At 61.4% G+C, this 1,933-nt stretch carries 2 protein-coding genes; both read right to left on the bottom strand.

Annotated elements, in window-relative coordinates:
- Positions 1-42: 42 nt before the first annotated feature.
- Entirely contained in the window at positions 43-1,641 is a 1,599-nt protein-coding gene (gene tnpC, locus FH061_RS30080) for an IS66 family transposase (protein WP_151639493.1), read from the bottom strand.
- Between the two features lie 37 nt (positions 1,642-1,678).
- On the bottom strand, positions 1,679-1,933 hold a 255-nt coding region (tnpB, locus tag FH061_RS30075), incomplete at its 5' end, for an IS66 family insertion sequence element accessory protein TnpB (protein ID WP_151639492.1).

Below are 1,933 nucleotides of genomic sequence, written 5' to 3'. Positions count from 1 at the left end.
GTAAGCGTCGGCTGAGAGCCGTGGTTGACGGCGACGTTAGGGTTATGCGTTTGCGTTGAAGGACGGGAGTTTGCCGGCAACGTTCCAAGGCAACAGGTCATCAATGCGGTTGATGGGATGGTCAGCAACATGGGCCAGGACATGACGCAGATAGGCTTCCGGATCCATATCATTCAATTTCGCCGTGCCAATGAGCGAGTACATCGCTGCAGCACGCTCACCGCCAGAGTCGGCTCCGGCGAACAAGTAGTTCTTGCGACCCAGGGCCACTCCGCGCAGCGACCGCTCGGCCGCCGAGTTATCCATCTCAATGATTCCATCGTCGCAATAGCGCGTCAGTGCCGCCCAGCGGTTGAGCGCATATTGAATCGCCGCCGTTGTATCTGATTTCCTTGATAGCGTCGACACAGTCTCGTGCAGCCATACCTCCATTGCCTCAAGCAATGGCTTGGCCTCGGCCTGCCGTACCTGTAGCCGCTCTTCGGGAGACTTGCCACGAATCGTTTCCTCGATTGCGTATAGCGCGCCAATGCGCCGCAGCGCCTCGCCAGTAATCGGCGATGGCCTTGCCTGCGCTAACTCGTAGAACTTGCGCCTGGCGTGCGCCCAACAAGCTGCCTCCTTGATCCGGCCCGACTCGTACAAGGCATTGAACCCGGCGAACCCATCTGCCTGAAGCACCCCGGTAAAGTCCCTGAGGTGCTGTTGAGGATGAGCACCTTTGCGATCTGGCGTATAGGCGAACCATACCGCTGGAGGATCCTGTGAACCACTGGGCCGGTCATCCCGTACATAGGTCCACAGCCGTGCCGTCTTCGTCTTGCCAAGGCCCGGTGCCAGTACGGGCAGCGGCGTGTCGTCGGCATGCAGCTTGGATGACGCGCGCACATGGCGGCCGATGGCATCGACCAGCGGAGCCAGCAGGTCACTGCATGCGCCGACCCAATCGGCCAGCAGGGAGCGCGAGAGTTCCACGCCTTCACGCGCATAGATGGCGGACTGGCGATAGAGGGGTAAATGGTCACTAAACTTGGCGACCAGCACGTGAGCGAGCAAGCCTGGGCCCGGTAGACCACGCTCGATCGGCCGGCTCGGTGCGGGAGCCTGTACGATGCAATCACAGCACGAGCAGGCGAGCTTGGGACGGACATGACGAATGACCCGGAAGCTGGCCGGTACGTACTCCAGTTGCTCGGACACATCCTCGCCTAGCTGAGTCAGCTTGCCACCACAGGATGGGCAATCCTGTTGCTCAGGCATATGAAGTTGATCGTCGCACGGTAGGTGCGGCGGCAAGGGCTTGCGGTGGGGTGGTGTACGAAACGGCCGCCCCTGACGTTGCGCGGCGCTGGCGGATTGCCCTTCGTCGGCCTGCAGGTCTTCCAGGCGCAATTCCAGCTGCGCAATCTGGAGGTCGAGCTTCTCGGATTTGCGGCCAAACTGCATGCGCTGCAGCTTGGCGATCCACAGCTTCAGATGTTCGATCTCGGCAGCACGGGTCGAGAGTTGTTCACGCAGTTCGGCAACGACGACTTCCTGTTGCGCCAACGTGGCGGTGCGCTCTGCCAAGGCGGCATCGCGCTCGGCAATCATGGCCTTGAGCGCGGCGATATCGTCGGGAAGGTCGGCAGGCGAAGACATGCCGCCAAGTTTACGCAGGTGCTGGGATGTTTACAAGCTATAACGCCGACAGCGGGCGCTGGGTGCGCTCGGGACGGCGCCAGTCGATGCCTTCGAGCAGCATGGATAGCTGGGCAGGCGTTAGTGCAACGCTACCTTCGGTGGCTTGCGGCCAGATGAAACGTCCACGCTCCAGGCGCTTGGCCAGCAAACACAGTCCATCGCCAGTCCACCACAGCACCTTGAGAAGGTCGCCGCGCTTGCCGCGGAAGACGAAGACATGGCCAGAGTAAGGGTCTTCGGCAAGGGCGGT

The sequence above is a fragment of the Noviherbaspirillum aerium genome (assembly GCF_008929045.1).
Classification (GTDB): Bacteria; Pseudomonadota; Gammaproteobacteria; order Burkholderiales; family Burkholderiaceae_D; genus Noviherbaspirillum; species Noviherbaspirillum aerium.
This window is presented reverse-complemented; position numbering and strand designations above follow the sequence as displayed.

Excerpts from the sequence above, each read along its gene's own strand:
- tnpC (WP_151639493.1), bottom strand. The coding sequence starts at position 1,641 with ATGTCTTCGCCTGCCGACCTTCCCGACGATATCGCCGCGCTCAAGGCC.